The organism is Myxococcus sp. SDU36, from assembly GCF_030168875.1.
Lineage (GTDB): Bacteria > Myxococcota > Myxococcia > Myxococcales > Myxococcaceae > Myxococcus > Myxococcus vastator.
Window position 1 is genome coordinate 8,861,615 of the sequence record NZ_CP077414.1, and the last position, 26,202, is coordinate 8,887,816.

Sequence of the window (26,202 nt, forward strand, 5' to 3'; positions counted from 1 at the left end):
ACCCGGCAGCAGCCTGGGACGAGAGAGCGGTGGTATGGTCCTTCTCCCCGCCCGAGCACCGGAGTCGCGAGCGCAATGGCCAAGTCGATGGTGGAGCGTTACGAGCAGCTCCTCCGGCAGGACCCCACCTCTTCCGTTTTCGTCGAACTCGCCAAGGCCCTGCTTGAAAAGGGGGACGCCGTGCGTGCCATCGAGGTCTGCGGGCAAGGCATCTCCCACCACCCCGCGTCCGTCGTCGGGCGTGTGCTGTGGGGCAAGGCCCTCATCCAGCAGGGCCGGCCCGCGGAGGCGATGGACCAGTTCGAGCAGGCCATCTCCATTGAGAAGGACAACCCCTACGCCTACAACCTGATTGGCGAGGTGCTGCTCCAGCACCGGCTGTACCGGTCCGCGCTCCCCATCCTCCGCAAGGCCCTGGCGCTGCAGCCGAATGATGGCCGCGTGAAGCAGTGGCTGGAGCAGACCGAGCAGGCGTTCGCGGGTGGGCCGGCCCCCGTGTTCGCGAACCTGATGGGGCTGGACAAGCCCTCGTCGGACGAGGACGCGCCGTCGGAGGAGGCGTCGAAGGACGAGGCTCCGAGCCCCACGGTGGCGCCCATGGCGGCCGCCCGGCTGCGCGCCGCCGCGCTGGGGGATGCGGCGAAGCGGAAGCCCGCGAATGCCGGTGCCTCGCCAGCGGGAGACGCCTCGGGGGCGGCTCGCGGGGAGGTTGCGTCCGGAGCCCCTGAGAAGGACGCGGATGCGGAAGGGAACACGCAGGCCGGCTCGGACGCTGACGCGGCGGCGCCGTCGAGTCACGCGGCGGAGCAGGGCGGCGCGGGAGCCGCGGCTCCTCGGGAAGGTGCTGACGAGGGCCGTGACGCGAGCGCCGCGCTGGGCTTGTTGAACCGCCCGGTGCCGGTGTCGTCCGTGCTGGGCGCGGAGCTTCCGAGCCTGGACCTGGGGCTGGGTGACGACGACGACGCCCCTCCGCGTGGCGCGGATGAGGCGGCCTCCGAGTCCCATGCGCCCACCGAGGACTCCGCGCTCGAGCAGCGCGCTGACGCCGCGCGGGACTCCGGCGCCGTCGCGGACGAGCCGACGCAGCAGGTGTCCGTCGCGGAGGCGCCTGCCACGGCCTCGGAGCCCGAGGCGGGCGGTGACGCGGATGGGCAGCAGGCCGAAACCGCTCCGGCCGAGGACGCCGGGGCCTTTGACGCGGGGGGACTCCTGGGCGATTTGCCTCCACCCGAGCCGACGGCGTCGAGGCCCGTCGCGGCGAGCACGCCCGCGACGCCGCGAGGCGCTGGGGGCAAGCGCTCCCTGCTGGAGGACATCCCGGACGCGGCGCCCGCACCCGCGGCCTCCGCCGCGAAGGCCAAGGCGCGCAAGCCGGACACCGAGGCGCTCACCGCCGAGTACGAGAAGGAGCTGCGGGCGAAGCTGGCGCGCGAGGCCGCGAAGACGTCGTTCATCGCCCGGCACGGCGTGAAGGCCGCTGGGGCCGTCGTGGGCGTGGTGGTGCTGGCCATCGTCGTCTTCAGCTTCATCAAAATCCGCGCGAACCAGGGCGGACAGACGCTGAACGAGACGCTGGCCCGGGCCGAGGACCTCATCATCCAGGACACGGGGGCCTCGTTGGATGCCGCGCTGGCGCAGCTCCAGAAGGCGCGGGACATGGACGAGAGCAGCAGCCGGGCCTGGGCGCTGACGGCCTGGGCGCACGCGCTGCGCTACGCGGACCATGGACAGGCTTCCGAAGACCGGCGTCAGGCGCTGGAGGCGCTGGAGCGGCCGGGCGTGAAGGACACCGCCCCCGCGCAGGTGCTGGTCACCAACGTGCTGGTGGCGGACGAGCGCGGACGCGCCCTGGCGCGGAGCGCGCTGCTGGGCTCGCAGCAGGACAGCACCGAGGTCCATGCGCTCGCCGGCAGCCTGCTGCTGGAGGCGAAGGACGAGAAGCAGGCGCTCGAGCGCTTCGACCGCGCGCTCCGTGCCTCCGCCGCCAACGTCCGCGCGCTGGTGGCCCTGGGGGATTACTACAAGGCCTCCGAGGACTTTCCGCAGGCCATCGAGATGTATGAGCGCGCGCGCAAGAAATCCCCCGAGCACCCCTCGGCCCGCATCGGCCAGGCGGAGGCCCGGCTCGCGCTGTACCAGGACCTGGAGGCCGCGCTGGCGGACGTGGCGAAGCTCGCGGAGGACCCGAAGCTTCCTTCGCCCCTGAAGGCGCGCCAGCAGCTGGTGCACGGCGAGCTGCTGTCCGCTCAGGGCAAGCATGCCGAGGCCCGCGCGCTGCTCTCCAAGGGCGCCCAGGGGCCCCTGGCCTTCGAGTTCCAGCTCGCGCTCGGCGCGGCCAGTCGCGCGGCCGGGACGCTGGACGCGGCGCAGGCCGCCTACGAGGCCGCGCTCAAGCTGCGGCCCAAGAGCGAAGAGGCCCGCGAAGGGCTGGGCCGCGCGTTGCTGGACCGCGACCGGGAGCGTGAGGTCCTCACCCGGCTGGACGCCGAGGGGGGCCGCAAGGTGTCCCTGGTGCGGGGCGCCGCGTATGCGCGCCTGGGAGACTGGAAGAAGGCCCGCGCGGAGCTGGCGCGCACGCGTGTGAATGACCGGTATCCCCCGGAGGCCGTCTCCTGGCTGGCCCTGGCGGATGCCGCCGAGGGCCATGGCGCCCAGGCGCGGGAGCTGCTGGAGAAGGCCCTGCACGCGGCGAAGCGGCCTCGCAACGACATGCGGCTGGCGCTGGGGCAGCTCTATTGGCGCGAGCGGGCCTACGACAAGGCGCAGGCCCTGTTCGAGGAGGCCCAGAAGGACCCGCGTGACTACGAGGCCGCATGCTCGCTGGGGCGGTTGATGCTGTCGCGTGGGCTGCCCGACATGGCCCTCAAGCCGCTGACGGAGGCGGTGGAGCGCAACGGGGCGCACGGCGAGGCCCGGGACGCGCTGGGGCGCACGCTGCTGGCCCTCGGGCGGACGCAGGAGGCGCTCAAGCAGTTCGAGGCGTGGCAGTTGGAGAACCCGGGAAGCGCGGCCGCGCACAAGGGCTTCGCGCTGGCGCTGTTCCACGCGGGCCGCCGCAAGGACGCGGAGGGCGCGGTGCAGCGCTCGGTGAAGCTGGTGTCGAATGACGCCGAGGCGCACAAGCTGCGCGCGGCCATCCTCTTCGGCGCGGGAGACGCGCGGGCCGGCTTCTCGGCGCTGGAGCGCGCCAACAAGCTGGACCCGAAGGACGCGGAAACGTTCTGTGAGATTGCCCTCGCCTTCATGCGCCAGGGCAACAGCGGCAACGCGGAGGCGGCCTTCGCCGCGGCCCGGCGGGAAGGGCCCGACGCCACCTGCGGCCGGGTGGGCGAGCTGTACGCGCAGCTGCCGGGTGGTGGGCGTGGTGCCGCGCGGACGCTGGAGGACCTGGCGGCCAGGGCGCCGACTGTCTGGGACAAGGCCTTCGCGCGGGCCACCATGGCGCGCGCGCTGCTGGGAGCGGGGGCCGTGAAGGATGCCCGCACCGCGGCGGATGAGGCCGTGCGCCTGGCGCCTTTCGATGGGCGCGCCCAGCTTGCACTGGGGATGGTGGCGCTCAAGCAGAGGCAGGAGGACGTGGCCCGGGCCGCGCTGGAGAAGGCCGTGGAGCTGGAGCCGGCGGACGGCCTGGCGCGCCTGGCGCTCGCGGATGCGTTGGTGCGCGAGCCCGGCGCCCTGCCTCGGGCCGTGGAGTCCTACGAGGCGTTCCTGAAGCTGGCCGGTGGCGCGCATGAGGCCGCGCGGGTGAAGAAGGCCCTGCCCAGCCTCAAGAAGAAGGCGGCGAGGTAGCGTGAGGTATTTCTCCTCCCGAACGGATTCCCCACTGCTGCACATCATGTGGGGCAATGCGTTCCTGCTGTCGCTCGTCTACCTGCTGCTGGGGCTCGGGGTGGAGATTGCCCTGCGCTACTTCCCCTCGCGCTTCCTCCAGCGGCTGTCGCTGTCGCTGGACTCGCTGCCGGCGCGGGCCCTGGAGTTGACGGGGGCCATGGAGCCCTTGCGAGCGGCCTACTTCTCCGGCCGCATCTCCGAGGTGGGCGTGCGCGTCGTCTTCGGTCTCACCACCATGGTCGTGATTTTCCTGCTCGCGATGGTGGTGGGCACGGTGATGGGCGGCGTCCGGACGCTGCTGGCGCGCCGGGCCCTGCGCGAGGGCGGACGCCGGCACCCCTGAGGACGCCGCGACTTCAGCTCCGGCGCCGAATCGCGGGCTTGCGCGCGCGCACCGCGGCGTCCGGCATGGCCTGGGGCGCATGGCCCGCGGCGCGCGCCATCAGGCAGATTTCCACCACCTTGGGACCAAAGCGCTCCCAGCGGCTCTCCCCGGTGCCCTTCACCGCGAGGAAGCCCTCCCGGTCCACCGGCAGCGCCGCGGACAGGCCCAGCAGCGTGGCGTCGTTGAAGATGATGAAGGGGGCGACGCCCAAATCCTTCGACAGCTCCTTGCGCCAGCGCCGCAGCTCCGTGGAGGCCAGCTCACTGTAGTTCGTCACCACCGGCGCCGCCGCGGAGCCCGTGCCACGCGAGCGCGACGCGGCCGGCCCGCGGGCCAGCAGCGTGGGCATCTTCTCCGGCGCGCACACGTCACAGTTGCCACACGACGTCTGGGCGTCGCGCTGGCCGAAGTAGTGGAGGATGGCCGAGCGTCGGCACTTCTTGTCCCGGTCCGTATAGGCGTACTCGGTCATCCGCCGCAGCAGCGACAGGTTCTGCCGCTCCTGCTCCCGCACGTGGCTCAGGTCGAGCCCCAGCTCGCGGAAGGGCACCCGCTCCAACGCGCGGATGGAGCGCCCGGCGAAGGGGCGCCGGACCTTGGCCACCTGGGCCTTCTCCAACAGGCCCAGCGCGTGGCGGACCTCGTCCACCGACAGCCCGATTCGCCGCGCGAGGATGGGCAGCTCCGTGGTGACCTGCCGGCCCACGGGGAACGTCTCCAGCAGGGACTTGAGCAGCCGCTGCGCGTCCGGCGAGTGTGGCTGCGCGGAGGTGGCCTTCTCCAGCAGGGTGATGCCGTGCTCTCCCTCGCCGCGGCCACCGCGCTCCACCTTGCCCTCGCGTTCGAGGATGCGCAGCGCCGCGCTGACTTCGAACTCGCTGGCGTTCACCGTGCCCGCGAGCGCGTGCACGCCCCGCTCGAACTCCTCCACCGACTGGAGCACGTTCCACACGTCCCCGAAGATGGCCTCGGCCGGGTGGCTGCTCTGGATGAGTCGCTCCTGGGTGAAGACGTCCGAATGGTTGAAGAGCAGCACCGCGCGCGCGGCCTGTCCGTCGCGGCCCGCGCGGCCAATCTCCTGGTAGTACGCCTCCACCGCCCGGGGGATGTTGGCGTGGCCGACGAAGCGGATGTCCGGCTTGTCGATGCCCATGCCGAAGGCGTTGGTGGCCACCGCCACCGCTTCCTTCGCGGCCATGAAGGTGTCCTGGGCGCGGCGCCGGGCGTCGTCATCCATGCCCGCGTGGTACAGCACCGCCTTCACCCCGCGCCCGTGCAGCTCGGAGAAGATGCCCTCGGCCGCGCGCCGCGTGGAGCAGTACACGATGCCGCTCCCGCCCGTGGACGCCAGCCGCGCGCAGGCCTCGTGCCGGTCCGCGTCGCCGCCCACCTCCTGCTTGCCCAGGAAGAGGTTGGGGCGGTCGAAGCCCATGGCGAACTCCTGCGGGTCCTTCATCAACAGGACGCGCACGATGTCCGCGCGGACCTCCGGCGTGGCCGTGGCGGTGAGCGCCACCGTGCGCGGCGGACGCAGCCGCTTGCGCACCTGTCCGAGCAGCGCGTAGTCCGGCCGGAAGTCGTGCCCCCACTGGGAGATGCAGTGCGCCTCGTCCACGGCGAGCAGGTCCACGCCCAGGGCGGACACCGTCTCCAGGAAGCTCTGGCTGCGGAAGCGCTCGGGCGCCACGTAGAGCAGCTTGTACTCACGCGCGCGCAGCTTGCGCATCCGCTCCGCGCGCTCCAGGTCGGACAGCGATGAGTTGATGAAGGCCGCCGGAATGCCCCGCGCGGTGAGCTGCTCCACCTGGTCCTTCATCAGGGCAATCAGCGGCGACACCACCAGCGTCAGCCCCGGCAGCAGCGTGGCGGGGAGCTGGTAGCACAGGCTCTTGCCCGCGCCGGTGGGCATCACCACCACCGTGTTGCGGCCGCTCAAGACGGAGGAGATGACCTGGTCCTGCCCCGGCCGGAACCGGGACAGGCCGAAGTGGCGGACCAGCCCCTGCTGTGCTTCCTCGAGGTAGGGCAGGTCCACCGGCATCGCGCGCATGTTCATCATCCTGGTCCAGCCGTCAACGGAAACGAGGCCGGCGCGCGGCCTCCACTCACAGGTCGAACTTGGGTGGAACCGGAACAGCCAGCCGCGCCCGGATCCGCGCGACGTCCTGCCGCCGCGCCTCCGCCTGCCCTGGCTCCAGCCGGCCATCCACGACGACGTCACCCTCGCGCACGCCCTTGGGCAGCGACGCGCGCTCCACCGTGCAGGCCTGTCCGGTGTCCAGCCGCACCACTTGCGCCCGGACGTCCTCCAGCAGCTCCACCTGCACCGCCCCCCACAACCCCACCATGCTCACCATCATCCGCCGCCTCCATTCGCGCTCCACGTCCGCCGCTTCTCCTGTGCTTCGTCCGGCATCAGCCCGCGCTCCAGCATCGACACGTAGCCGCCGTCTCCCATCACCACGTGGTCCAGCACCTTGATGTTGAGCAACTGCGCCCCCGCGACCAGGTGCCGCGTCAGGCCCAGGTCCTGGACGCTGGGCTCCGGGTCCCCCGAAGGGTGGTTGTGCGCCAGGACGATGGCCGTGGCGCGCGAGGTGAGCGCCGCGGCGAACACCTCACGCGGGTCCACCGGGCAGGTGTTCATGGTGCCCTCCGCCACGCGCGCGTCATGCAGCAGCACGTTGCGCGCGTTGAAGCACAGGACGTGGAACACCTCGCGCCGCAGCGCCCCCAGCACCGGCGCCAGGTACGCGGCAATCTCCTTCGGCGTGCGCAGCCTGGGCCTGCGCTCCCCGGCACGCTGCGAGCGGCGGCCCAGCTCCAGCGCGGCCAGGGCCTGCGCCGCCCGGACAGGCCCCACGCCAGGCCGCAGACTCAGCGCCAGGGGCTCCTGCTGCACCAGTCCCTTCAGCCCACCCCCCTCCGACAGCAGGGCCCCCGCCACTGCCCACGCTCCAGGCGCGCGAGGCCCGGAGCTCCACACCACGCACAACAGCTCCGGGTCGGTGAGTGCCGCCGCCCCCAACCGGAAGAGGCGCTCTCGCGACTCCTCCGCGCCCCCCACTCCACGCGCCCTCACCGACCCTTCGCCCGCCCACGCCGCCCCCGCCGCCTGCTCCATCCCGCCGCCCTCCACGTGGCGGGGACAAAGCAACCCGTGTGCCTACTTGTGCTGCCTGGGGAGTGAAGCGCCTACCCGTCCCGACACGTGGGAAGGGGCTCGGATGCCGGACGGACATCCCTGCACCAGCGGGTTTCTCGGGGGCTGAGACGGACCGTCAGAAGCGGGACAGGGCGAAGAAGCCCTTGAGCTTCTCGTTCGTCTCACGGAGCCGTTCGCTCAACGTGCGGACGAACGTCCAGAGCAGCACGTACGCCAGGTCCTTGTCGGTGAACATGAGCTGGTCCAGCCGGGAGCGCTCGATGACCCAGACGGAGCAGCTCACGTGGGCGATGGCGTCCGCCGAGCGCGGCGAGTCCTCGATGACCGCCATCTCACCGAAATACTCGCCGGGCTCCAGGATGGCGAGCGCCTCCTCGCCGATGCCGGGCATCGACTTGGAGATGCGGACCTTGCCCTCGGCGATTACGAACATCTCCTGGCTGGTTTCCCCCTCACGGAACAGAAAGGCGCCCGCCGGGTAGGTCCGGGAGTGGCCAATCTGCGCGAGCCTGGCGAGCTGCCCCTGGGTCAAACCCTCGAACAGCGCAACCTTCTTGAGGACGTCGGCATCCATGAGGCCAGCTTCGTATCACGCGCCCGAGGCGCTCTGGTACCTTGGGGCCATCAACGAGAGTTGGGAGGAGTCGTGGCGGAGGAGAAGATTAACAAGGTGACCATCATCGGCTCGGGGCCCGCGGGCTACACCGCGGCCATCTATGCCGCGCGCGCCAACCTGCAGCCGGTGGTGTTCGCCGGGGGCCCTACCCTGGAGCACCCGCAGCGGGTTCCGGGCGGCCAGCTCATGGTGACCACCGACGTGGAGAACTACCCGGGCTTTCCGGAGGCCATCACCGGCCCGGAGCTGATGGACCGCTTCCAGAAGCAGGCGGAGCGTTTCGGCACCACCATCCACATGGAGAACGTGGTGAAGGTGGACTTCTCCCAGCGCCCCTTCCTCATCCAGGGGGAGAGCGTCAGCTGCCGCTCGGAGACGGTCATCATCTCCACCGGCGCCACCGCCAAGTGGCTGGGCGTCAAGGGCGAGGACACCTACAAGAACCGCGGCGTCTCCGCGTGCGCCACCTGCGACGGTGCCTTCTTCAAGAAGCAGGACGTGCTGGTGGTGGGCGGCGGTGACACGGCCATGGAAGAGGCGACGTACCTGGCGAAAATCGTCAACCACGTCACCCTCATCCACCGCCGCGACACGCTGCGCGCCTCCAAGGTGATGCAGGAGCGCGCCCGCCAGAATCCGAAAATCTCCTTCATGTGGGACTCCGCGGTGGAGGAGGTCCTCGGCGACGCGAAGGGGATGAATGGCGCGGTGGTGCGCAACCTGAAGACGGGTGACAGCCAGCAGGTGAAGGCGACGGGCCTGTTCGTGGCCATTGGCCACACGCCCAACACGGAGCTGTTCCAGGGCGTGCTGGAGACGCACCAGGGCGGCTACCTCAAGACGGTGCCGGGCTCCACGCGCACCAACATCGAGGGCGTGTTCGCCTGCGGCGACGTGCAGGACCACTACTACCGCCAGGCCATCACCGCGGCGGGCACGGGCTGCATGGCCGCCATCGACGCGGAGCGCTGGCTCATCGAGCACGGCGAGTAGTCTGGCGCGCTGGCCCGCGCGGCTCCGCCGCGCATCCCCAGGCCGGCCTCTTCCGGGGGCCGGCTTTTCCATTCCCGCGAAGGACGCAGCAATCCCCATGAGCTCGAAGCAGAAGACGGTGGCGGTGCACGCCGGGACGCGGCTGGCTGGAAGCAAGGCGGTGCCGGTGTCGCCGCCCATCTACCCGGCGGCGGTGAACTGGTTCGACAGCAGCGACGACCTGGACAGCGCCCTGGACGGGAAGGACTACGCCTACGCCCGCATCAGCGCGCCCAACACGACGCTGCTGGAGGAGGCGGTGGCCGCGCTGGAGGGCGCCGAGGCCTGCGTGGCCTACGCCAGCGGCATGGCCGCGCTGCGCTCCGTCTTCGAGGCCCAGGGCTTCCGGGCGGGAGACACGTTGGTGATGCCGGCGGATGGCTACGGCGTCACGCGCGCGCTGTACAAGAATCTGTGCGCCACGCTGGGCGTGGAGCTGCACGCGCTCCTGATGACGGACCCCGAGGTGCCCGGGCGCATCCGCGAGCTGAAGCCGCGCATGGTGCTGGCGGAGAGCATCTCCAACCCGCTGCTGCGCGTGCCGGACTTGCGCGTGCTGGCGCGGGCCTGCCAGGACGTGGGCGCGACGTTCGTGGTGGATGGCACCTTCCCGTCGCCCGTGGGGCAGCGCGCGCTGACGCTGGGCGCGGACTACGTGGTGCAGTCCACCAGCAAGTGGCTCAACGGGCACAGCGACGCGCTGGGCGGCACGGTGAGTGCCTCACAAGCGCGGATGGCGCCGCTGCGCGCCGCGCGGGTGCTGGCGGGCGACGTGCTGGGGCCCTTCGAGGCGTGGCTCACCCTGCGCGGCCTGCGCACGCTGCCGGTGCGCATGAAGGCGCATGTCGAGCACGCGGCGCACGTGGCGCGGCGGCTCGCGGAGTCGCCCCTGTTGGAGCGGGTCATCTACCCGGGGCTTTCGTCGCACCCGGACCACGCGACCGCGCGGGAGCTGTTGCCAGGCGGCGGCCCCATGGTGGCCTTTGAAATCAAGGGCGCGGGGCGGCCGGAGAGCATGCGCTTCCTGGAGGCGCTGAAGGTGGGGCGGCCCGGTCCTTCACTGGGGGACGTGTGCACGCTGGTGATGCACGCGGCCAGCGCCAGCGCGCGCCGACTCACTCCGGAGGAGCGGGAGGCCGCGGGCATCCGGGAGAACCTCATCCGCGTCTCCGTGGGGCTGGAGGACCCGGACGACATCGTGGAGGACCTGCTCGCCGCGGTGGCGCAGGGGGTGCGCCGATGAAGATGGTGGACGTGGGCGCGAAGCCGAAGACGGGCCGCGTGGCCGTGGCCACCGCGCTGCTGCGGATGTTGCCCGCGACGCGTGAGCGCATCCTGGCGGGGACGGTGGAGAAGGGGGACGTGCTGGCCGCGGCGAGGCTCGCCGGCATCATGGCCGCCAAGCGCACGCCGGACTTCGTTCCGCTCTGTCACCCCATCGCGCTCTCGGGCGTGGAGGTGACGCTGGCGCCAGAGGACGCGGGGCTCCGGGTCCGCGTGCAGGTGAAGACGGTGGACCGCACCGGCGTGGAGATGGAGGCGCTCACCGCGGCCTGCGCGGCGGCCCTGACTGTCTATGACATGTGCAAGAGCGTGGACCGCGGCATGGTGCTGGACGCGGTGCAACTGGAGCACAAGTCGGGCGGGCGCTCCGGCACGTGGCGGCGGGAAGCGGCCACGCCAGCGCACGCGGTCGCGCCGCGACGTCGGCCGCGCGCGAAGAAGGCCCGCTGAAGGGAGGCCTCCCCGGAAGCCGAGGGGCCCGTGCGTTGACGGACACAGGCGGGTTCGGCCCCCGCCTTCTGTCCGTCTCCACACGTCGCGAATGTGACGCCGTCCACGCCCAGGGCACGCTTGTCGCAGTGGGGGCTCCCGGTGCGCGGAGAGGGCCCCCAGGTTGCACTCCAGGCCATGCGGGCGCGAAGGACTTGCGCCGGTTCGAGAGGTGACGGGTGTTCGACTTGAGGAGCGTACTGACGCTGCTGACGGCCCTGGGGGCCGCGGGCTGCGGTGCGCCCACGGAAGAGGGCGACGCGGCCCAGGTGTCGCAGCCCGTGGCGGACCGGGCCGCCTGCGACGCACAGGTGGCCCAGCGCCGCTATGTGTCCGAGGACAGGAAGGCGTGCCAGGTCGTCTTCTTCGTCTGTGCCCGGGGCGAGTCGCCCTTCTTCGACGCGTGTGGCTGCGGCTGCTCGCGTCCCTGAGGCACGGGCCTACTTCGACTCGCTGAGCAGGCGTTCCTGGAAGAAGGCCGCCACCACCAGGGAGTGGGAGATGTGGCCCTCCAGGATGAGCCGCGGCACGTCTTCGCGCGGGTGCAGCTCCACGGCGATGTCCTCGCTGGCGTCCTGCCGCCCCTCGTGCCGCTTCACGCAGTCGAGCGCGAGGAAGTTGAAGCACACGTTGCCCTGGAACGCGGGGTTGGGATGTACCTGGCCCACGGGCACCAGGCGTCCCGGCACGTAGCCCGTCTCCTCTTCCAGCTCGCGCGCCGCGGCCCGCTCCGGCGCTTCGCCCGGCTCCACGATTCCTCCGGGGAGCTCCAGCGTGGAGGACTCGACGCCGAAGCGGAACTGCCGCACCAGCACGAGCCGCGCGTCCGGCGTCACCGCGATGACGTTCACCCAGTCCGCGCAGTCGACGCGCACGCGGGGGTGCTCGTGGCCCGTGCGCGGGTCCGCCCACCAGTCCTCGCGTACCCGGGCGACGCTGAAGTCATGCTCCAGCCCGCGCCGCAGCCGGCGCCAGGGCTTCACCTCGTGAGCCACGTGCGTGTCCTTCCCGTCAATTGAGCAGCGCGGCGCGCTCCCGCAGCTCGCGGGCCGTCAGCTCCAGCCGGTCGCGGTCGGGGGCCTCGGGTGAGAGCTCCAGGCAGCGCTCCACGTCCTTCAGCGCCGCGCGGTAGGCCCCCAGGCCGCTGAGCAGCGCGGCGCGCGTGCGCAGCTCGCCCGGGTGGTCCGGCGCCAGGAGCAGCAGCAGGTCCACCACCGCCAGCCCCCGCTCACAGTCCTCGCGGCCCAGGTACACGCGCCGCAGGTTGGACAGCATCCGGTACGCAATCAGCTCCACCGGCGCGGGCGCCAGCATGTTGCGGTCGAACTTGAGCTGCGGCGCCACGCGCTTGAGCAGCTCCTCGCAGCCATGCTCGGTGAGGATGTCCCCGTCGTGGAACGGGTCCATGAGCAGCTTGTGGTCCCCCGCGTCGTGCGCCACCAGGAAGTGGCCGGGGAAGGGGACGCCATACAGGGCGATGCCCGCGCGCCGCGCCACCTCCAGGTAGACGACGGACAACGTAATCGGCAGCCCCTGCTTCCGCTCCAGCACCTGGTCCAGGAAGCTGTTCTCCGGGGAGTGGTAGTCGTCTTCGTTGCCGCGAAAGCCCTCGATGTCCGCCAGCACGTGGCGCAAGGCCCGCAGCGGCGCCAGGACTTCGCCCTTCTCGCTCAGCCGCTCCGCCTCCACCTGCACCCGGCACGCGAGCACGTCCAGCATGTGCAGGCACCCCGGGGCGTCCAGCAGGGGCTTGTCCAGCGTGGCGATGGCCAGCGCCGCCAGGTCCAGCCGCGGGGGCTCCGCTGCCAGGGCCGACACCAGCCGCTCCCGCGCCAACGGTGGGCTGAATCCAGAGGGAATGCTCACGGCGAGAACCAGTAACCCACGAGGGCCCGGACGGCAAAGGCAGGCGGCCGAGCGTCAGAATGCTGGAGGTTCAAGCGGCAGCCGTCCCTTGATTTCCGCCCGCAGGGCAATCTGGGCCGCAATCAGCCCGGACAGGATTCCATCCTCGAACTCGAATGTAGGGTGTTCCTTGAGTTCCGGGAAGTCGTGGGAGTTGCGCACCTCCTCCGGGGAGATGTTGGGCACGGCCTCGCGGGCCAGGCGCAGCACCTTGGCCTGCTGCTGGGAAATCATCTTCTCGAAGAGCTGGGTGGACAGCTGCAGCATCTCTTCGGCCATCTGCTCCGTCATCGTGTGCCTACTCCTGGGCGATGTCCCACTTGGCCCGTCGGTAGCTGTAACGGAAAGCGGCGGCGTCCGCCTCCCTGGCGTCGCCCTCCGCTTCCCGGCCGTCCAGGAAGGCCACGAAGTCCAGCTGCCGGTCCTCGCGGCCGTATTCCGCGTCGAAGAGGCGGACCAGCTCGTTGGCGGGCAGGGTGCGGCGGCCGGCCACGCTGACCAGGGGGATGCGCAGGCCCGTCATGTCGCTCGCGGGGGCGTAGGACTTCCACACCAGCTCCGTGCACACGAGCGTCCTGTCCGAGAAGAAGTCGAAGTCGAAGTCATACGGGCGGCCCTGGAAGGTGAAGGCGCGGACGATGGCGCGGGCCTTCTCCAGGCGGGACAGGCGCGGGCGCATGACGCCCAGGTAGTCCACCCGCATGCCGTGCTCCAGGCCGGTGAAGGACACGCCTTCGCTGATGGATTCGATGATGCGCAGGGGGTCGCCGTGCGCGTCGTTTCCGGTGTAATGGGCCCACTTGGCGGGGAAGGCGCGCGCCAGGTGCTGGGTGAGCGAGCCCGGCGCGCCAGGGAGGGTGGCCACCCAGGCCTTCACTTCAGCGTCTTCGTCGAAGTACGCGCCGAGCTGGGCGGGCGTGCCGATGAAGAGCTCCGCGTGCGGCCAGAAGCCCGGCAGGCCGATGTTGGAGAGGTACCAGTTCTGCCGCGCCACCACGATGTCGCCGGGCTCCATCTTCTCCAGCAGGGACAGGGCCTGCTCGCGGGAGATGAGCGGCTGGCCCACGCGGCGCACGCGGGTGTCGCCCATCCATTCGGCCACCGCGCGCTGCACGGGGAAGAAGGCGCGCTGCGCGGTGTCCGCCGTCAGGTCCACCGTGGCCTTGGCGAAGAGCGTGGCGCCGCGCCGGGTGAGCAGTCCCTTCGCCACCTTGCTGTTGTGCTTCATCTCCTGCAGCAGCCAGGGCACACGCGGAGCGTCCAGCGCGCCGGCCTTCACCAGCAGCGGGCGGAGCTGCTCCTTGTAGCCATCCCCCGTGAGCAGCTGCGTGCTGGTGGAGACGTGGATGGCCTTGTCCTTGAAACGGGCGAAGGCGCGCGCGGGCAGGCCGTACTCGGGCGCGGGCTCATCCAGCAGCACCTCCAGCTGCTTCTTGCCCAGGGTGAACTCCGCGTAGGTGAGGCCGTGGGCCAGCTCCGTGGTGAGCGCGCCGTGGGTGAGGAGGAAGCCCCAGGCGTGCTTCTTCGGATGCTCGCGGGCGGGCACCTTCACGAAGTCCCAGTAGCGCTGGCGGATGACCTCCACGGACACGAAGTAGTCGAAGAAGGCAGCCCAGGTGCTGAGCAGCAACTGCTTCTGGTCCGGCGTGTACGGCACGTTCTGCTTCTGCAGGTACACGTCGCGCGACTGCTTGACGGCCTCCTGCAGCCCGCGCAGGCCCCGGACGTGGCGCTCCAGCAGGGCGAGGTCACGCTGCGCCTGGGTGACGAAGGCCGCTTCGTCCAGGGCGAAGACGTCATGCACGGGCGGCGGGGTGGCGGCGGGCGTGCTGGCGAGCGTGAGCCAGGCAAGCAGCAGGGGGGCGGCGGACATGGGGTGTGGAGCTCCTGCGAGGAAGGCGTCGCGGGACGGCACCTTAGCCCGGGAAGGGGCCGGGGCGGCTGCCCCCCTGGCCGGACAGGGGCTGGGACGGGGGCGCCCCGGGTGGTCCCGCGCCCCGGCCATCCCCACCTTGTCATTGCACACGAACGCACCGGGGCCGGGGCCAGGGCGCCCTGGCGGAAAGGCAGACAGACGATGGCTTATGGATTCGCGGAGGATCCTGCGCTCTCCATCACCCCGCATCTCGACGCGGTGGAGTACCCCGTCGAACGGGAGCAGTTGGTGGCTGCTGCCGCTGACGCAGGCGCTCCCCCCGACGTCATCAACCTCTTCAAGTGCCTGCCGCGCCGCGAGTACGCCACCCGCGAGGCCGTGCAGCGGGACCTCTCCGAGGCGTCCCGGCGCTCCGCCCTGGGGGGCTCGAAGGACGACGATGACGGGGTGAACCGGGACCGCAGCAACCTCGGGCGGGACGCGGTGGAGGATGCCCCGGACGGCCAGACGCGTCATCCGTGAACCGGTGGGCGTTGGGGGCGGGGAGGCCTGGTGGAAGCGCTCGCGGGCGCTGGCGCTTTCTGCCAGCGTGCGACCGCGCATGCGCCCCGGCCCCCTGACGTCCAGTCTCCTCCTGTCACTGACCGCCATCGCCTGCAGTCACAAGGCGCCGCTCTCCGTGTCGCCTGCGGAGCCGCGGCCGGCGTCGGTGCGGCTCGATTTCCAGCCGCCCGTGGACCGCGTGCTCACGGAGACGCAGCGCAGCGTGCGTTCGGTGGAGCGGCGGGGTGGCACCCTTCGGGAGGAGGTGGCGCTGACCACGCAGACGCGCTTCACGCCCTCCGAAGGAGGCTGGCTGTTGGCGCAGGACGTGCCTCGCTCACGGCTGACGCGCAATGGCCAGGAGGTCCCCACCGGCGTGGCGGACGTGCTGGCGCGCTTCACGCTGCAGGCGTGGCTGGCGGCGGATGGCACCTTCGTGAAGCTGGTGGCCCCCGAAGCCGCGCGGGAGGCGCTTCGCCAGGTGGCGCCCGCGGGCGCGGAGGCGGACGTGCTGGAGCGCTTCTTCGAACCCGAGGCCCTGGAGACGCGGGCGCGGCGTGAGTGGGAGGTGAAGTTCTCCGGCCTCTTCCATAGCAACCTCGTGGAGGGCCAGCGGAGCTGGGTGGTGGACCTGGTGCCCGTGGGCGACAGCCAGGTGGCCTACGTGCTGGAGCGCACGGTCCAGGGCACGCGGGACACGCCGCTGGGAGACGCGGTGGTGCTGGGCCTGCGCTGCCTGGACGCGGTGCCGGAGGACGCGCCGGACGCGCTGTCGGAGGCGTGGGTGATGGCGGGCCGGCCAGCGCTGACGCCGGGTGTGTCCTGCCAGGGAGAACAGCTGGTGGGCCGGGGGCGCTTCATGCCCGTGAGCCGCCAGCTCACGGTGCGGGCGACGGTGGCGGGCGAAGCGTGGACTGTCACGACGGAGTCCCGGGCAGAGGGGCTCCAGGAGGAGGCGCGATGAGCTGGGAGCAGAACCTCATCGAGGACGAAGCAGGCGTGGAGCGCGTGGTGAAGCGTGCCCGGCGGGTGGCGGTGCTGGGCATCAAGACGGAGCAGCAGTCGGGGCAGCCGGCCTACTACGTGCCGGACTACCTGGCGCGCGCGGGCGTGGAGGTGGTGCCCGTGCCCGTCTACTACCCGGACGTGACGCACATCCTGGGCAAGCCGGTGTTCCGGCGGCTGACGGATGTGCCCGGCGAGCTGGACCTGGTGGACGTGTTCCGCCGGCCACAGGACATCGACGGGCACGTGGACGAGCTCATCGCCAAGAAGCCGAAGGCGGTGTGGTTCCAGTCCGGCATCCGCAACGACGCCGCCGCGGAGAAGCTGGCGAAGGCGGGCATCCAGGTGGTGCAGGACCGCTGCCTGATGGTGGACCACCGCCGCTACGGCGGGCGGTAGTCACTTCCCCGTCAGGGGCGCACCCCCACCCGTCCCGCATGAGGAGGGTGGGGGCGCGTGCCGGGAATCCGGCTCAGTAGTTGCCCGAGATGACCTTGGGCAGGGCCTTGGCCAGGTCCGGCAGCGGACCAATCTGGCGCGCGTTGGCGGCCTGCGGAGTGCCGTTGTCGCGCAGCAGCGAGCGCATCTGCACGCTCGTCAGGCGGCGGCCGTTGGCCAGGGCCACGCCCTGCGCGCTGGCGGCGGCGCCCACCACGATGGGGGACGCGCTGGAGGTGCCGCTGAAGCTGGACGTGTAGAACTGGTCCTCGCCGTAGCTGGAGCCGAACACGTTGCCGTAGCCCATGCTGTAGACGCGCTCACCCCAGCCATGCACGTCCACGCGGCTGCCGAAGTTCGTCCAGCACATGGGCGAGCGCGTGGTGGCCGTGCTGCCGCCCACGAAGATGGCCCCCGAGTCCCGGGTGTTGCGGTTGAACACGCTCCCGTACGCGGACGCATCCAGGTCGGCGCTGCCGTTGCCCGCCGCCTCCACGACGATGACGCCGTTGGCGGTGGCCGTCTTGATGGCGTCGTAGTTGGCCTGCCAGTACTCCATGGCGATGTAGTTGCACTGGCTGGTGTTGCACGTGCACGCAGTGCCGTCCGCCGGGCCGCGGGCGTGCAGCTCGATGAGGACGATGCCTCCCAGGCCCGCGGCCGTGGCAGCCTTGGTGATGGCGCTCGCGGTGCTCTGGGCCCCGATGGACTCGTAGCCCGCCCGAGCCTGGTGCGCGATGCCCGTCACACCATAGGTATTGCGCGCGCCCACGATTTCACCCAGCACCGCCGTGCCGTGGTCTCTCCAGCCCCGGTCCGCGTACTGCGTGCCGCCCATGTGGAAGAGGTCGGGCATGTCCTCGTGCGTGGTGCGCCAGCCGCCCTCGATGTCCACCACCTTCACGTTCTGCCCCTGGCCGCCCGGAACCGTCCACGCGTACCGCGCGTTGACGCCGCCCGGCGCGGCGTTGAGGTAGCCCTGGTTGTTCTCGTAGGAGGGCGTGGTGGGCGGGATGTCCGCCGCCGCGAGCAGGCCGCGCACCGCCGCGTCCATGCCGAAGTTCACCATGGCCGGCTCGGGGGGCGGCTCGGCGTAGGCCACCTCGACGCCGTCCAGCGCGTTGAGCGCGGCGACCAGGTCCGTCACGCGCTCGGAGGTGGTGCCCGGCATCAGGGGGACTTCGAAGTACAGGTTCAGGTCCGCCAGCTGCTCGCCGCTCTGCCGCTCACCCGTGGCCTTGCGCGCCTCCAGCGTGGACTCGGCCTCGTCGAACAGGCGGGCAATGGCGCCCGTGCGCGGGGCGCGCTCCAGCAGCGACGTCACGTGGCCCAGGTCGGCCTCCAGGCGCGCATCCCCCAGGCCGCGCCCGGCCAGCAGCGAGCGCTCCGCGGCGTCCCGGTCCGACGTCAGGGCCACCAGTTGCTGGTCTCTCAGGCGCACCCGGCTGCCTTCGTGGAACTTCACCACGATGCGCTCCACGTAGGTGTCCGCGGCCAGCTCGCGCCCGGTGGGCTTGGCGACGAGCGCGCGCGGCTTCAGGGACTTCGAGGGCGGAGCCGCCGCCGCCGAGGGGGCGAAGGCCAGCACCGACAGGGACAACATCGCGTACCGCAGGGGTCGCATCGACAGGAACGAGGACGTCGTCATGACTGCCTCCACATCGAAAAGGGGACGGCCGTGAGGCGGACCCTGCGTGTGCACCGAGGAGTCCGAATCACGCGGACATCTTGCATTTCCGGTCTGTCATGAAATCACAAGTTGGCGGCGGCATGTGTCTGAAAGTCGACAGACACCTGCCCCCTGGCAGGAAGCATGTGCCCGCGCCGACGGGGTGCGTCACTGGCGCGGGGACAGCCCTCGTGGAATCGTGGCCCCACCCTGGAACCGGGCTTTTCGCCGCGGCGGGGACAAGGGCGGTCCTTCCGTCCTGGGAGCTTCGGTCGATGCGGGTCGCGGGCGCGTTGGGGCAGGGGCTGCTGGTGGCCTTCCGGTTGATGGGCGTGGGGCTTTGGGGCGCGCTGAAGGGCGGAGCGCTCTTCGGCCTGGTGGGGCTCGGCGTGGGCGCGGCCACGTACGCGGTGCCCCGGTGGCTGGGGGTTCCTCCCGCGCCCACGTGGCGGGTCATCCTGGGCGCGGTGTTGCCGCCGCTGGCCTTGTCGGTGGCGGGTGGCTACGCGTTCATGCTGTGGGCGGTGTCAGGGCGGCTGGCGGAGGAGGCCCGGGAGCGCGGCGTGGTGGGCCGCGTGTACGCCGTGCTCAAGCCCGTCACGGTGCAGGTGGCGCGGCGGCTCCAGGGCACGGGCTCGCTGTCGCGTGAGGAACTGGCGCGCGTCGTGAGTGAATCCGTGAGCGAGCACCTGCGTCAGGCCGAGCAGGCCCGGAGCGAAGCGCCGTCCTCGCGCATGGCGGAGGTGGAGCGCTTCCTCATGGAGCAGTCCCGCCGCGTCCTGGGCGTGCTGGCCCTGCGCGCCGTCGTCTCCGCGCCGGACACCGCCACCGCGGTTCGGAACCTGGAGACGCTGGGCATCGAGCGGGTGGAGCTGACGCTGGTGGAGACGCTGGAGGACCTCTTCTTCCTCCAGGTGCTGCTGGCCTTCGGGGTGGGCGTGCTCGTGGCCGCCACGCCCGCGCTGCTCAGCGTCTGGCTGCGCTGAGGCTCACCACTCCGCCTGCGCGAAGGGCACCGGAGGCCGCGCCAGGGCGCGCTCCGCGGCCCGCTTCGCCTGGTCCAGCGCGTCGAAGCCGCGCTCCATGGTGGTGGGGGACACGGGCGGCAGGTTGGAGACGACGACGTAGACGGGCACCTGCTTCTGCTCCAGCACCGTGAGCTGGAGGCGGAAGTGGTCCTGCCGCAGCGCCGCCGAGCCCGCGGCCAGGCCCTGCGCGTACGCCATGGGGCCGCCCACCACCTTGCGCGTCTTGCTGGGCAGGTAGTGCACGAGGATGGCGTCCAGCTCCGCGCCCACGGCGCTCTCATGCAGCGACAGCGCGGGCGCCTTGTCCACCAGTCCGCCGTCCCAGTACAGGCTCCCTTCCAGGGGCACCGCGCGGAACAGGCCGGGGTAGGCGCACGTCGCGTGGACGCGCGGGGCCAGCTCACCCGAGGTGAACACGTCGTGGCTGCCCAGCGTGAGGTTGGCGCCCACCAGCAGCAGCGGGTGCGGCAGCTCCTCGAAGGTGCGCACCGGCAGCGTGGCGTCCAGCAGCTTGCGGAAGCGCTCGCCCTTGAGCAGGCCCGTCAGGCCGTACCCGGCCGCGTCCGCGTTGAGCACCGCGCCAATGGGGTCCGGGTCCCAGAAGTTGGCGCGCGTCTGGCGCAGCACCAGCTCCTCGATGTCACGCACTGGCGTGCCCGCCGCCGCGTAGGCCGCCACCATGCCGCCCGCGGACGTGCCCGCGTACGCATGAGGATTGAGCCCCGCGGCTGCCAGCCCCTTGAGGAAGCCTGCGTGACCGTAGAAGCCGAAATATCCAGCGGAGAGGACGAGTCCGAACCGCTTGCCGGCGAGCAGCTCGTGAAGAGTCGAGGTGTGGGTGGGAGTCGCCATGCTTCGCCCTGTACGCCACTGTCGGGGGACAGGCAACGCGTCGCGTCTAGAGAATGCTGGCCACGAGCTTGGTATCGACATATGTTGATGCGGCGATATGGAAGAGCTTTCCCAGTCATTCCGGGTGCTCGGAGACCCGACGCGGCTGCGCATCCTCCGGTTGGTGGCAGAGGCCCCGTTGAACGTGACGGAGCTGGTGTCCCTGGTGGGTGTGGCGCAGTCCTCCGTGTCCCACCACCTGGGCAAGCTGAAGGGACTGGGCCTGCTGCGTGAGGAGCGCCACGCGGGCTACAGCTACTACTCGCTGGCCCTGGAGCAGGCGGATGGCCGCTGGCCGCTCATCCAGATGGCGCGGCAGGCGGAGGACGCGGCGGGGGACTCGGCGCGGCTGAAGGACCTGCTGCGAGCGCGCGAGGACCGGCAGGCCCTCAACGAGCGGCTGCTGGAGCCGGGCCAGTCGTGGTTCCTGTGGGCGGGCGCGCTGGCGTCGCTGCTGCCGCCGCTGGAGGTGGCCGACTTCGGCTGCGGCACCGGCGTGTTGAGCGTGGCCATTGCCCGCTGGGCGCGGCGCGTGTGGGCCATTGACCAGAACGCGGACGCGCTGGACCAGGCGCGGGAGCGGGCGGGCCGCGAGGGGCTGGAGAACATCCGCTTCCTCCGCGAGGACCTGCACCGGCTGTCGCTCGCGTCCGCCAGCCTGGACCTGGTGGTGATTTCGCAGAGCCTCCACCACGTGGAGGCGCCGCAGGCGGTGCTGGCCGAGTCCGCCCGCCTGCTCAAGCCGGGCGGCCGGCTGGTGCTGTTGGAGTTGATGCCGCACGAGGAGCGCTGGGTGCTGGAGCGGCTGGGCCACCGGCACCTGGGCTTCGCGCCTGAATCCCTCGAAGCCGCGCTGCGCGAGGCCGGCTTCACGTCCCTGACCCGGGAGACGCACGCCCGGGACGGGACCAGCCCCTTTCGTGTCTTCCTGCTGACTGGAGTCAAACCGTCATGACGAGCCCTGTCCCCACTGCCCTCCCGCTGCCTCCAGGTGAGAACGGCCGTCGCGTGGAGGCCCTGCGCGCCGCGATGCGTGAGCGCGTGCTGGTGCTGGACGGCGCCATGGGCACGCTGCTCCAGAACGAGGACCTCAAGGCGGCGGACTTCGGCGGCCCGGAGTACGAGGGGTGCAACGAGCACCTCGTCCTCACGCGGCCCGCGCTGGTGGAGAGCATCCACGCGCGCTACCTCGCGGCCGGCGCGGACGTGACGGAGACGGACAGCTTCGGCGGCACGCCGCTGGTGCTGGCGGAGTTCGGCCTGGGGCACAAGGCGCTCGAAATCAACGAGGTCTCCGCCCGGCTGGCGCGCAACGCCGCCGCCGCGGCCGAGGCGAAGGACGGCCGCATGCGCTGGGTGGCGGGCTCCATGGGCCCCACCACCAAGGCCATCAGCGTCACCGGCGGCATCACCTTCGAGGAGCTGGTGGACAACTTCGCGGTGCAGGCCGAGGGGCTCGCGCGGGGCGGCTCGGACTACCTGCTGATTGAGACGGCGCAGGACACCCGCAACGTGAAGGCGGCGCTGCTGGGCGCCGAGCGCGCGTTCCAGAAGCTGGGCTACGCGCTGCCGGTGGCGGTGTCCGGCACGATTGAGCCCATGGGCACCATGCTGGCCGGGCAGAGCGTGGAGAGCCTGGCCGCGTCGCTGGAGCACACGGAGTTGCTGTACCTGGGCCTCAACTGCGCCACGGGCCCGGACTTCATGACGGACCACCTGCGCTCGCTGGCGTCGATGAGCGCGTTCCCCGTGTCGTGTGTGCCCAACGCGGGCCTGCCGGATGAGAATGGCAACTACCTGGAGACGCCGGAGATGCTGGCGCGCTCCGTGCGGCGCTTCTGTGAGCAGGGCTGGCTCAACGTGGTGGGGGGGTGTTGTGGCACGCACGCGGGGCACATCGAGACGATGGCCAAGGCGGTGCAGGGGCTGAAGCCGCGCGCGGGCTCGCCGCGTCCCCGGGCCTCGCTGTCCGGCGTGGACTACCTGGAGGTGACGGACGAGCTGCGGCCCCTCATCGTGGGTGAGCGCACCAACGTCATCGGCAGCAAGAAGTTCAAGGAGCTCATCGTCGCCGGCCAGTTCGACGACGCGTCGGAGATTGCGCGCGCGCAGGTGAAGCGGGGCGCGCAGGTCATCGACATCTGCCTGGCCAACCCGGACCGGGACGAGATGGAGGACATGCGCAGCTTCCTGGAGGTGGTCATCAAGAAGGTGCGCGTGCCCTTGATGATTGACTCCACCGACGAGCGCGTCATCGAGATGGCGCTCACCTACTGCCAGGGCAAGGCCATCATCAACTCGGTCAACCTGGAGGACGGCGAGGAGCGCTTCGAGAAGGTGGTGCCGCTGGCGCGCCGCTTCGGCGCGGCCCTGGTGGTGGGCTGCATCGACGAGGTGGGCATGGCCGTCACGCGCCAGCGCAAGCTGGAGGTGGCGGAGCGCTCGTACGAGCTGCTGACGAAGAAGTACGGCATGAAGCCGGAGGACCTGTACTTCGACCCGCTCGTGTTCCCCTGCGCCTCCGGTGACGCGCAGTACACCGGCAGCGGCGTGGAGACGATTGAAGGCGTGCGCCTCATCAAGCAGCGCTTCCCGCGCTGCAAGACGGTGCTGGGCATCTCCAACGTGTCCTTCGGCCTGCCCACCGCGGGCCGCGAGGTGCTCAACTCCGTCTTCCTGTACCACAACGTCCAGGCGGGCCTGGACATGGCGCTGGTCAACTCGGAGAAGCTGGAGCGCTACCCGTCGCTCCCCGAGGAAGAGCGCAAGCTGTCGGAGGACCTGCTCTACAACCGCGGCGCGGACCCGGTGACGCCCTTCGCCGCGGCGTTCCGTGAGCGCAAGGCCGCGCGCGTCCAGGTGAGCACGCTGCCCCTGGAGGAGCGGCTCCAGCGCTACATCATTGAAGGCACGCGTGACGGCCTCTTCGCGGACCTGGAAGTGGCCATGCAGAAGTACCCGCCGCTGGAAATCATCAACGGTCCGCTGATGAAGGGCATGGATGAGGTGGGCCGCCTCTTCGGCGCCAACGAGCTGATTGTCGCCGAGGTGCTCCAGAGCGCCGAGTCCATGAAGGCGGCGGTGAACTTCCTGGAGCCGCACATGAGCCAGGCCCAGGCGGCCATGCGCGGCAAGGTGGTGCTCGCCACGGTGAAGGGCGACGTGCACGACATCGGGAAGAACCTGGTGGAAATCATCCTGGCCAACAACGGCTTCCACGTGGTGAATCTGGGCATCAAGGTGCCCCCTGAACAACTGGTGCTGGCCGTGCGCGAGCACCAGCCGGACATCCTGGGCCTGTCGGGCCTGCTGGTGAAGAGCGCGCACCAGATGGTGGCCACCGCGGAGGACCTGAAGCGCGCGGGCGTGGACGTGCCGATTCTGGTGGGCGGCGCCGCGCTCAGCCGCAACTTCGTGGACCGCAATATCGCCCCGGCTTACGGCGCCGGCACGGTGGCCTACGCGCAGGACGCGATGAACGGGCTGGAGCTGGCCAAGCAGATTGTGGACCCGTCCTCGCACGAGAAGCTGCGCGGTGAGCTGGCCGTGCGGCGCGACAAGCTGGCGCGCGAGGTGAAGGAGCGGCCAGCCCCGGCGGCGGTGGTGACGCGCGGGCGCAGCGCCGAGGTGAAGGTGCTGGACGCCGTGCCGACCGCGCCGGACTGGGAGCGGCACGTGCTGTCCAACACGCCGCTGGACCACATCTGGAAGTTCATCAACCCGGTGATGCTGTACGGACGGCACCTGGGGCTGCGCTCCTCGTCGCGCGTGCTGGGCACGCCGGCCGAGGCGGAGCTGGCGAAGACGGAGGAGGGCCGCAAGGCGCTGGCCCTCAAGGAGGCCGTGGAGGAGCTGAAGGGCTTCCTGCGCGGCGGCCTCATGCAGGCGCGCGCCGTGTTCCAGTTCTACAAGGCGGGCAGCGACGGCAACCGGGTGGTGCTCTTCGACGGCGCGTCCGGCAAGGAGACCGCGTCCTTCGACTTCCCACGCCAGGACCGCGAGGGCGGCCTGTGCCTGGCGGACTACCTGCGCCCGCTGGAGGGCGGCGCGCCGACGGACAACGTGGCCATGTTCGTCGTCACCGCGGGCTCCGGCATCCGCGAGCTGTCCGAGGAGCTGAAGGCGAAGGGCGAGTTCCTGAAGATGCACGCGGTGCAGGCCTTGGCGCTGGAGACGGCGGAGGGCTACGCGGAGCTGCTGCACACGCAGCTTCGCAGCATGTGGGGCACGCCGGACCGGCAGGACATGACGATGCTGGAGCGCTTCCGCGCGGAGTACGTGGGCAAGCGCTACTCCTTCGGCTACCCGGCCTGCCCCCGGCTGGAGGACCAGTCGAAGCTCTTCGCCGCGCTGCGGCCGGAGGACATCGGCGTGCAGCTCACGGACGGCTCCATGATGGAGCCGGAGGCCTCGGTGTCCGCCATCGTCTTCCACCACCCGCAGGCGTCGTACTTCTCCGTGACGTGACGGTGCGGAAGTGATTCCTGGCAATTCGTCCCGCCGCCCGGGCAGCGCTCGCCCGCGGCGGGAAGGCAACGACAAGCAAATATACCCAGGGTCGGCGTAAGGGGTTTCCTCTAGATGCCTCGTGCCGGGTTGTATATTTTCAAAGCCCCTGGAAGCCACAAATCCATATCATCTCGACATGGCAGAAAAAGAGTAAAGGCCATTGCCTAAGAGTTCACTGTCGGTATGATGCGTGTCGTTCCCGCAGTTCAGGTGGTTGAGGCGGCTCAGCCGCCCACGAGGGGGGAGACACCGCCGTGAGACTCCAGGCGATTCGCTGTCATCTGCGTCGTACCGACAGGGGCGCGCCCGCCAGGGCGCCTGGCTGGGCCGCGAGGCCGTGGGGCTCCCGACCGCTCGGCGCCGCCTAGACGCCCGCTTCTCCTGGCGAATCCCAGGCATTCACACGCACGTTTCCAGGCATCGCCCGTCGGCGGTTCGCGAGGCGTCTGTCGTTCTCCCTCGCTCGCGAGATTCCCAGCGCGGAAAAACCGCACCTGAAGTGGGGGCGGTGGGCGCCAGTCCCTGTCGTCATCACGTTCTCAACGACAGGGGACGTGAGTCTTTCCAATCAGGAGGATGCATGAAGAAGACATTTCTGCCGACGCTCGCAGTTGCATTCGGAATCGCCACGCAGGCCACGGCGGCGTGGGTGCCCAGTCACTATCGTTGCGCGTTCGACCAGCTCACCTCGGACCAGGCGCGCGGCCGTCAGTCCTGGGCGAAGCGGTGGGCGGACGCGGACCCGTACAACATCTCGACCGGGAAGGACCAGCGCTTCTGGGCCACCGTCTACAACCAGGACGCGCAGGACGCCCTCAACCAGTTCAACACCCATGTGTATCCGGTGTATGTGGACCCGAACACGGGCTATGAGCCCTGGCGTGGCCCCGGCGCGGCCGGCACCGCCACCGCCGCCCTCACCGGCAACCAGATTGACGCGCTGAACCACCTCTCGAAGCCCGTGCATGTCGTCATGGACGGCGTCTGCGAGCCGGGCTGCTACACCCCGGACCAGAAGGTGCTCTTCCAGGACGGCTACGTCCCCATCCAGAAGGCGCAGGAGGCCGGCACCGCCGAGCTCGTCACGCTCTCCCCGGAGTCATCGTTCGGCAACCTGCAAGTGATGCCGAACACGGTGGAGCGCTACACCCTGGACCGTGACGCCGCGCAGCAGGACATCCTCGTCTTCCGCACGCGCTCGGGCGGCAGCCTCTCCGTGACGCTCGAGCACCCGCTCGTCACCGCTGAGGGCTCGATGAAGAAGGCCAAGGACTTCGTCGCCGGAGAGCACCTGGTCCGCCAGGACGGCACGACGGACGAAATCACCGGCATCCAGCAGCAGGCCTGGTTCGGCAAGGTCTACAACCTGCGCCCCGTCACCCACGACCTGACCTCCAACATCCTCGTGGCGGAGGGCTACCTCAACGGCTCCGGGCGATTCCAGAGCGAGTACGTGGAGGAGCTCAACCGCCTCATCCTCCGCGTCAACGTCCCGGATGAGCTCATCCCGTAAGGGGTGACTCGCTCCTCAATCC

General features: G+C 70.8%; 23 protein-coding genes. 13 read left to right on the plus strand and 10 right to left on the minus strand.

Annotation, left to right across the window (positions count from 1 at the left end; genetic code table 11):
* The first annotated feature begins 75 nt into the window (after positions 1–75).
* Together KGD87_RS36100 and KGD87_RS36105 are read left to right on the plus strand one after the other, a co-directional pair.
* On the plus strand, positions 76–3,789 hold the full coding sequence (locus tag KGD87_RS36100) for a tetratricopeptide repeat protein (protein WP_284665430.1): 3,714 nt from the start codon (positions 76–78) through the stop codon (positions 3,787–3,789).
* A 1-nt stretch (position 3,790) separates the two neighbouring features.
* Positions 3,791–4,174, plus strand: a complete 384-nt coding sequence (locus KGD87_RS36105; protein WP_284665431.1) for a hypothetical protein — start codon at positions 3,791–3,793, stop codon at positions 4,172–4,174.
* A gap of 13 nt (positions 4,175–4,187) precedes the next feature.
* Here the strand turns inward: KGD87_RS36105 and KGD87_RS36110 are convergent, their stop codons facing one another.
* From KGD87_RS36110 to KGD87_RS36125, 4 genes are all read right to left on the minus strand, one after another.
* Entirely contained in the window at positions 4,188–6,275 is a 2,088-nt protein-coding gene (locus KGD87_RS36110; RefSeq protein ID WP_284665432.1) for a RecQ family ATP-dependent DNA helicase, read from the minus strand.
* A 46-nt stretch (positions 6,276–6,321) separates the two neighbouring features.
* Positions 6,322–6,573 carry a DUF3006 domain-containing protein gene (locus tag KGD87_RS36115; RefSeq protein WP_284668738.1) on the minus strand — a complete coding sequence of 84 codons (252 nt, stop codon included), beginning with the start codon at positions 6,571–6,573 and terminating at the stop codon, positions 6,322–6,324.
* Complete coding sequence (gene radC / locus KGD87_RS36120) at positions 6,573–7,340, minus strand: RadC family protein (RefSeq protein WP_284665433.1); 768 nt, start codon at positions 7,338–7,340, stop codon at positions 6,573–6,575. The genes KGD87_RS36115 and radC overlap by 1 nt, the downstream gene beginning before the upstream one ends.
* A 157-nt stretch (positions 7,341–7,497) precedes the next feature.
* The gene (locus tag KGD87_RS36125) at positions 7,498–7,956 is read right to left on the minus strand and encodes a Crp/Fnr family transcriptional regulator (protein ID WP_163786144.1); all 459 of its coding nucleotides are present in this window, start codon (positions 7,954–7,956) and stop codon (positions 7,498–7,500) included.
* A 72-nt stretch (positions 7,957–8,028) separates the two neighbouring features.
* Here KGD87_RS36125 and trxB point away from each other — a divergent pair, with 72 nt between their 5' ends.
* The 4 genes from trxB (at position 8,029) to KGD87_RS36145 (ending at position 11,234) form a co-directional block, all read left to right on the plus strand.
* Positions 8,029–8,991 carry a thioredoxin-disulfide reductase gene (gene trxB, locus KGD87_RS36130; RefSeq protein WP_011552047.1) on the plus strand — a complete coding sequence of 321 codons (963 nt, stop codon included), beginning with the start codon at positions 8,029–8,031 and terminating at the stop codon, positions 8,989–8,991.
* Positions 8,992–9,088: 97 nt separating this feature from the next.
* On the plus strand, positions 9,089–10,273 hold the full coding sequence (locus KGD87_RS36135) for a trans-sulfuration enzyme family protein (protein WP_284665434.1): 1,185 nt from the start codon (positions 9,089–9,091) through the stop codon (positions 10,271–10,273).
* Positions 10,270–10,764 carry a cyclic pyranopterin monophosphate synthase MoaC gene (gene moaC, locus KGD87_RS36140; RefSeq protein ID WP_284665435.1) on the plus strand — a complete coding sequence of 165 codons (495 nt, stop codon included), beginning with the start codon at positions 10,270–10,272 and terminating at the stop codon, positions 10,762–10,764. The genes KGD87_RS36135 and moaC overlap by 4 nt, the downstream gene beginning before the upstream one ends.
* Before the next feature lie 218 nt (positions 10,765–10,982).
* A complete protein-coding gene (locus KGD87_RS36145; RefSeq protein WP_284665436.1) occupies positions 10,983–11,234 on the plus strand; it encodes a hypothetical protein in 252 nt (83 codons plus the stop codon).
* 9 nt (positions 11,235–11,243) lie between these two features.
* On the opposite strand, the gene KGD87_RS36150 is transcribed toward KGD87_RS36145, so the two are convergent.
* The 4 genes from KGD87_RS36150 to KGD87_RS36165 all read right to left on the minus strand — a co-directional run bounded on the left by KGD87_RS36150 (position 11,244) and on the right by KGD87_RS36165 (position 14,581).
* Entirely contained in the window at positions 11,244–11,798 is a 555-nt protein-coding gene (locus tag KGD87_RS36150; RefSeq protein ID WP_284665437.1) for an NUDIX hydrolase, read from the minus strand.
* 16 nt (positions 11,799–11,814) lie between these two features.
* Positions 11,815–12,639: a SirB1 family protein gene (locus KGD87_RS36155; protein WP_163786145.1), complete on the minus strand. Its 825-nt coding sequence runs from the start codon at positions 12,637–12,639 to the stop codon at positions 11,815–11,817.
* An 84-nt stretch (positions 12,640–12,723) separates the two neighbouring features.
* Positions 12,724–12,999, minus strand: a complete 276-nt coding sequence (locus tag KGD87_RS36160) for a hypothetical protein (protein ID WP_090491927.1) — start codon at positions 12,997–12,999, stop codon at positions 12,724–12,726.
* Between the two features lie 7 nt (positions 13,000–13,006).
* A complete protein-coding gene (locus tag KGD87_RS36165; RefSeq protein ID WP_284665438.1) occupies positions 13,007–14,581 on the minus strand; it encodes a YiiX/YebB-like N1pC/P60 family cysteine hydrolase in 1,575 nt (524 codons plus the stop codon).
* Positions 14,582–14,785: 204 nt separating this feature from the next.
* Between KGD87_RS36165 and KGD87_RS36170 the strand changes: the two genes are divergently transcribed.
* From KGD87_RS36170 to KGD87_RS36180, 3 genes are all read left to right on the plus strand, one after another.
* On the plus strand, positions 14,786–15,106 hold the full coding sequence (locus KGD87_RS36170; RefSeq protein ID WP_284665439.1) for a DUF2795 domain-containing protein: 321 nt from the start codon (positions 14,786–14,788) through the stop codon (positions 15,104–15,106).
* 79 nt (positions 15,107–15,185) lie between these two features.
* Positions 15,186–16,091, plus strand: coding sequence for a hypothetical protein (locus KGD87_RS36175; protein WP_284665440.1), 906 nt, complete (start codon positions 15,186–15,188; stop codon positions 16,089–16,091).
* Positions 16,088–16,531 (plus strand): CoA-binding protein, encoded by a 444-nt coding sequence (locus tag KGD87_RS36180; protein WP_284665441.1) that lies wholly within the window; start codon positions 16,088–16,090, stop codon positions 16,529–16,531. Before KGD87_RS36175 ends, KGD87_RS36180 begins: the two co-directional genes overlap by 4 nt.
* 73 nt (positions 16,532–16,604) lie before the next feature.
* On the opposite strand, the gene KGD87_RS36185 is transcribed toward KGD87_RS36180, so the two are convergent.
* Positions 16,605–18,218, minus strand: coding sequence for a S8 family peptidase (locus KGD87_RS36185; RefSeq protein WP_284665442.1), 1,614 nt, complete (start codon positions 18,216–18,218; stop codon positions 16,605–16,607).
* Positions 18,219–18,514: 296 nt separating this feature from the next.
* Between KGD87_RS36185 and KGD87_RS36190 the strand changes: the two genes are divergently transcribed.
* A complete protein-coding gene (locus tag KGD87_RS36190) occupies positions 18,515–19,225 on the plus strand; it encodes a hypothetical protein (RefSeq protein ID WP_284665443.1) in 711 nt (236 codons plus the stop codon).
* 3 nt (positions 19,226–19,228) lie between these two features.
* Here the strand turns inward: KGD87_RS36190 and KGD87_RS36195 are convergent, their stop codons facing one another.
* On the minus strand, positions 19,229–20,119 hold the full coding sequence (locus KGD87_RS36195) for a patatin-like phospholipase family protein (RefSeq protein ID WP_284665444.1): 891 nt from the start codon (positions 20,117–20,119) through the stop codon (positions 19,229–19,231).
* A 97-nt stretch (positions 20,120–20,216) separates the two neighbouring features.
* Here KGD87_RS36195 and KGD87_RS36200 point away from each other — a divergent pair, with 97 nt between their 5' ends.
* The 3 genes from KGD87_RS36200 (at position 20,217) to KGD87_RS36210 (ending at position 26,180) form a co-directional block, all read left to right on the plus strand.
* Complete coding sequence (locus tag KGD87_RS36200; RefSeq protein ID WP_284665445.1) at positions 20,217–21,113, plus strand: ArsR/SmtB family transcription factor; 897 nt, start codon at positions 20,217–20,219, stop codon at positions 21,111–21,113.
* Positions 21,110–24,625 carry a methionine synthase gene (gene metH, locus KGD87_RS36205; protein ID WP_284665446.1) on the plus strand — a complete coding sequence of 1,172 codons (3,516 nt, stop codon included), beginning with the start codon at positions 21,110–21,112 and terminating at the stop codon, positions 24,623–24,625. Before KGD87_RS36200 ends, metH begins: the two co-directional genes overlap by 4 nt.
* 622 nt (positions 24,626–25,247) lie before the next feature.
* Positions 25,248–26,180: a Hint domain-containing protein gene (locus KGD87_RS36210; RefSeq protein WP_284665447.1), complete on the plus strand. Its 933-nt coding sequence runs from the start codon at positions 25,248–25,250 to the stop codon at positions 26,178–26,180.
* The last annotated feature ends 22 nt before the right edge of the window (positions 26,181–26,202 follow it).

Excerpts from the sequence above, each read along its gene's own strand:
- KGD87_RS36100 (WP_284665430.1), top strand. The coding sequence starts at position 76 with ATGGCCAAGTCGATGGTGGAGCGTTACGAGCAGCTCCTCCGGCAGGAC.
- KGD87_RS36110 (WP_284665432.1), bottom strand. The coding sequence starts at position 6,275 with ATGATGAACATGCGCGCGATGCCGGTGGACCTGCCCTACCTCGAGGAA.
- KGD87_RS36115 (WP_284668738.1), bottom strand. The coding sequence starts at position 6,573 with ATGGTGAGCATGGTGGGGTTGTGGGGGGCGGTGCAGGTGGAGCTGCTG.
- radC (WP_284665433.1), bottom strand. The coding sequence starts at position 7,340 with ATGGAGCAGGCGGCGGGGGCGGCGTGGGCGGGCGAAGGGTCGGTGAGG.
- KGD87_RS36125 (WP_163786144.1), bottom strand. The coding sequence starts at position 7,956 with ATGGATGCCGACGTCCTCAAGAAGGTTGCGCTGTTCGAGGGTTTGACC.
- KGD87_RS36135 (WP_284665434.1), top strand. The coding sequence starts at position 9,089 with ATGAGCTCGAAGCAGAAGACGGTGGCGGTGCACGCCGGGACGCGGCTG.
- moaC (WP_284665435.1), top strand. The coding sequence starts at position 10,270 with ATGAAGATGGTGGACGTGGGCGCGAAGCCGAAGACGGGCCGCGTGGCC.
- KGD87_RS36160 (WP_090491927.1), bottom strand. The coding sequence starts at position 12,999 with ATGACGGAGCAGATGGCCGAAGAGATGCTGCAGCTGTCCACCCAGCTC.
- KGD87_RS36165 (WP_284665438.1), bottom strand. The coding sequence starts at position 14,581 with ATGTCCGCCGCCCCCCTGCTGCTTGCCTGGCTCACGCTCGCCAGCACG.
- KGD87_RS36170 (WP_284665439.1), top strand. The coding sequence starts at position 14,786 with ATGGCTTATGGATTCGCGGAGGATCCTGCGCTCTCCATCACCCCGCAT.
- KGD87_RS36175 (WP_284665440.1), top strand. The coding sequence starts at position 15,186 with ATGCGCCCCGGCCCCCTGACGTCCAGTCTCCTCCTGTCACTGACCGCC.
- KGD87_RS36180 (WP_284665441.1), top strand. The coding sequence starts at position 16,088 with ATGAGCTGGGAGCAGAACCTCATCGAGGACGAAGCAGGCGTGGAGCGC.
- KGD87_RS36185 (WP_284665442.1), bottom strand. The coding sequence starts at position 18,218 with ATGACGACGTCCTCGTTCCTGTCGATGCGACCCCTGCGGTACGCGATG.
- KGD87_RS36190 (WP_284665443.1), top strand. The coding sequence starts at position 18,515 with ATGCGGGTCGCGGGCGCGTTGGGGCAGGGGCTGCTGGTGGCCTTCCGG.
- KGD87_RS36195 (WP_284665444.1), bottom strand. The coding sequence starts at position 20,119 with ATGGCGACTCCCACCCACACCTCGACTCTTCACGAGCTGCTCGCCGGC.
- KGD87_RS36200 (WP_284665445.1), top strand. The coding sequence starts at position 20,217 with ATGGAAGAGCTTTCCCAGTCATTCCGGGTGCTCGGAGACCCGACGCGG.
- metH (WP_284665446.1), top strand. The coding sequence starts at position 21,110 with ATGACGAGCCCTGTCCCCACTGCCCTCCCGCTGCCTCCAGGTGAGAAC.
- KGD87_RS36210 (WP_284665447.1), top strand. The coding sequence starts at position 25,248 with ATGAAGAAGACATTTCTGCCGACGCTCGCAGTTGCATTCGGAATCGCC.